The sequence below is a fragment of the uncultured Streptococcus sp. genome (assembly GCF_963528215.1).
Classification (GTDB): Bacteria; Bacillota; Bacilli; order Lactobacillales; family Streptococcaceae; genus Streptococcus.
Window position 1 is genome coordinate 1 of the sequence record NZ_CAURVL010000059.1, and the last position, 3186, is coordinate 3186.

Here is a 3186-nt window from a genome sequence, read left to right on the forward strand (position 1 = left end):
ATGAGGAGCGGACCTATGAGATTCTGACCTATGATATCTTGCTGGAGCAGGCTGGTTTTAAGAATGTCAAGGTTTATGCGGACTTTGAGGACAAGGAGCCAACTGACAAGAGCGCTCGCTGGTTTTTTGTAGCGGAGAAATGAGATGACAGTTACCGGTATTATCGCAGAGTTTAATCCTTTTCATAATGGGCACAAATATCTGCTGGAGCAGGCTTCTGGTCTGAAAATTATCGCTATGAGCGGCAATTTTGTTCAGCGAGGGGAGCCGGCTATCGTGGACAAGTGGACTCGAGCTCAGATGGCTTTGGAAGCTGGAGCGGATCTGGTCCTTGAGCTGCCTTTCTTGGTCAGCGTTCAGGCGGCAGACTTTTTCGCTAAGGGTGCAGTAGACATCCTAGAGAGGCTGGGCATCGAACAGCTGACTTTTGGGACTGAGGAAGTGCTGGATTATGAGAGTATTTCTAGGGTCTATGGTCAAAAGGCAGAGCAGATGGAGGCTTATCTGGCTGGCCTGCCTGATTCCCTATCCTATCCCCAGAAGACTCAGGCCATGTGGCAGGAGTTTGCTGGGCTCAACTTCTCAGGCTCTACTCCCAATCATATTCTAGGATTGGCTTATGCCAAGGCCGTGGCAGGAAAGGCAATCACGCTTTGTCCCATTCAACGTCAGGGAGCCGGCTATCATTCTTTGGCTGCTAATCAGGAATTCGCCTCCGCAACTGCCCTTCGTCAGAATCTGGATCAGCCAGACTTTCTCAAAAAATTCACCCCAGCCTATCACTTGCTTGACATGGCACCCAAGGTGACCTGGTCAGACCTCTTTCCTTATCTCCGTTACCAGATAGTGACAAGTCCGGATTTGACAGACTTTTATCAGGTCAATCAGGAGTTGGCCGTCAGGATTAGAGAGGCCTTGAAAAGCAGTGAGACCATAGAAGAGCTAGTTGAGCAGGTGGCGACCAAGCGCTATACCAAGGCTCGGGTTCGGCGTCTGCTGACCTATATCCTGGTCGGAGCTAGACAAGAAGAGCTTCCATCAGGCATTCATATTTTAGGATTTTCCGAGCAGGGGCGCCAGCATTTGTCCAGCCTTAAAGGTAAGGTCGAATTGGTCAGCCGAATCGGCAAGGAACCCTGGGATAGTCTCACCCAGCAGGCTGATAAGGTCTATCAGCTAGGCGATCTCGCACTGACGGAACAGAATTTTGGACGGGTTCCGATTATGAAAGACAAGTAAGGCTGAATGTTCAGCCTTTTTGCTTTGTTTGCGATAGTAAATAAAAAATGGTATAATAAACAAATAAACTTGTTTTCACTAAGGAGCATGATTTGCTTTTTAGCGGTTTGACTGTAGGTATGAAAGCTAACATTTGGTTAATAAAACTTTGCTGAGCTTGATTGAATGATTATCTTTCCTATCCATGTCTCAAAGGAGGAAGACTCATGAAAATTCAAAAGATTACCTTTATGGCCCTTACAGCTTTACTGACGCTTAGTTTAGGCGCTTGTAGCTTGATTGGGCAGAAGCATTCTCAAAAGAATCCGGGTGGGACGGAGAATAGCTCCCGTGAGATCCAAAAGAATACTTCTTCTGACGATATTGAAGAACTCTTAGAGAAAGCAGAAACTGCGAATGAAGATCTAACTTCAATGAAAATGAAGGTGAAATTATCTATCACTGTAGATGATTCCAATAAAACTCAAACGATGAGCGGGGATCTTCTCTATGATAAAAGCACGGATGAGCTGGCCAAGGGGCATTTAATCATAGATGGAAAAGAGAGCGGTCAGGAGAGTTATCAAGAAGCGATTATGCCAGGCGGAGAGAATAAACTTTTGTATACTCGTTCTTCTAAAAATGGAACATGGTCTAAGCAAGAAATGGGAAGCGGGGCAGATTATTATGTTCAGCCCGATTATTTCAAACTCATGGATGGCTTTTATCAAATGGCTGATGATGTCACTGTAAAGGAAAGCGGTGATGAATATATCTTTAAATTAAGCAGTAAAAACGCTGACTTGCTGGGGCTTTTTGGTGAAGAATTCAAACTAGAGCTGACAGGTGTTACTCAGGCTGATATGGATAAAACGTTAGAAGTACACTTGGATAAAAAGACCTTATTCTTAAAAGACTTTAAGCTAGGTTTATCATATAAAGGTGAAGAAGGCAGTTTGGATGTTCAAACAGATACTCAATATTCTGACTGGAATAAGGTAGAGGAAGATGAGTTTAAGGCGCCTCAGTAAAGCATAAGCAAAACTATTAGCTGAGAAAGAAGGGAAAAGTCATGCCTTTATTGTTTGCTTTTCGCTACCGTAGAGGACTCTATTTGACCATAGTCATCTTGGCATCTGTCTTTTTAGCCTTAAGCCTTATTTTCGGAACTTTAGCTTACTTTATACTATTTTCTTTCGAAAAGGCCATGCCTGGAGCAGGAATACGCCCGTTCAGTTTGCCTTTTATACTTGCTTTTTTCATGACTGTTGTAGTCGAAATCTTTGCAATAGTCCATGCGGGTCGCAAGCTGAGCAAAAAGTGCTTTGTTCTTGCAGGAACAGAATGGGGCTTGACCGTGCGAGGTGCTTTCTTGAAAGAGCATAGCTTTGCTTGGAATCGGCTGGAAAGCATCTTGTACCAGCCGGCTTGGGGCCGAACTTCTGATGGGCAGGCTTCTTTTCGACTGGGAGTCAGGTACTATCGGAGAGACTACTTATATGTCAAGCCTTATCATGGCAAGTCCGTCCGAGTAGATGTCACTTTTTTAGATGGCAGAATAGAGGATGTTTTTGCCTGTTTAAGCAGGTGCAAACCGGATTTATCTATTGTGAAAAATTATCAGTGATATTTTTGATGGATTTCGGTAAAGGTCCGTTATGACAGACCTGCCGGTTTCGGGAAATAGAATGTACCGTCCAGTTGCTTTTTTAGCGACTGGATTTTTTATGGAAGGAAAACTGAAATCAATTTTGTATTGATTTTAGCCCAGTAGAAGTCGAAGAAAGCAAGCTGAATCTTCTAGAAGCTATCATTTTTTCCTAGTGATTTTTCTGATTCCCTGTGTTATAATAAGAAAGATTAAAAATGTAATTTATCAAAAGGAGAATCTCCAATGGGACGTAAATGGGCCAATATTGTGGCAAAGAAAACGGCCAAAGATGGCGCGAACTCAAAAGTATATGCTAA

At 43.5% G+C, this 3186-nt stretch carries 3 protein-coding genes and 2 pseudogenes; all 5 read left to right on the top strand.

The annotated features are described in order from the left end of the window. A pseudogene (locus RWS24_RS10730) lies at positions 1 to 143 on the top strand (SAM-dependent methyltransferase); the annotation flags it as partial. 1 nt (position 144) lies between these two features. Further along, the gene (locus RWS24_RS10735; RefSeq protein ID WP_314367438.1) at positions 145 to 1239 is read left to right on the top strand and encodes a nucleotidyltransferase; all 1095 of its coding nucleotides are present in this window, start codon (positions 145 to 147) and stop codon (positions 1237 to 1239) included. A 206-nt stretch (positions 1240 to 1445) separates the two neighbouring features. Next, on the top strand, positions 1446 to 2249 hold the full coding sequence (locus RWS24_RS10740; protein WP_314367441.1) for a DUF6612 family protein: 804 nt from the start codon (positions 1446 to 1448) through the stop codon (positions 2247 to 2249). A 230-nt stretch (positions 2250 to 2479) separates the two neighbouring features. Continuing rightward, positions 2480 to 2845, top strand: a complete 366-nt coding sequence (locus RWS24_RS10745) for a hypothetical protein (protein ID WP_314367443.1) — start codon at positions 2480 to 2482, stop codon at positions 2843 to 2845. A gap of 267 nt (positions 2846 to 3112) precedes the next feature. Then, positions 3113 to 3186, top strand: a pseudogene (locus tag RWS24_RS10750) (YebC/PmpR family DNA-binding transcriptional regulator); the annotation flags it as partial.

What these genes read in the sequence shown, in the direction of transcription:
- RWS24_RS10735 (WP_314367438.1), top strand. Translation starts at nt 145, where the DNA reads ATGACAGTTACCGGTATTATCGCAGAGTTTAATCCTTTTCATAATGGG.
- RWS24_RS10740 (WP_314367441.1), top strand. Translation starts at nt 1,446, where the DNA reads ATGAAAATTCAAAAGATTACCTTTATGGCCCTTACAGCTTTACTGACG.
- RWS24_RS10745 (WP_314367443.1), top strand. Translation starts at nt 2,480, where the DNA reads ATGACTGTTGTAGTCGAAATCTTTGCAATAGTCCATGCGGGTCGCAAG.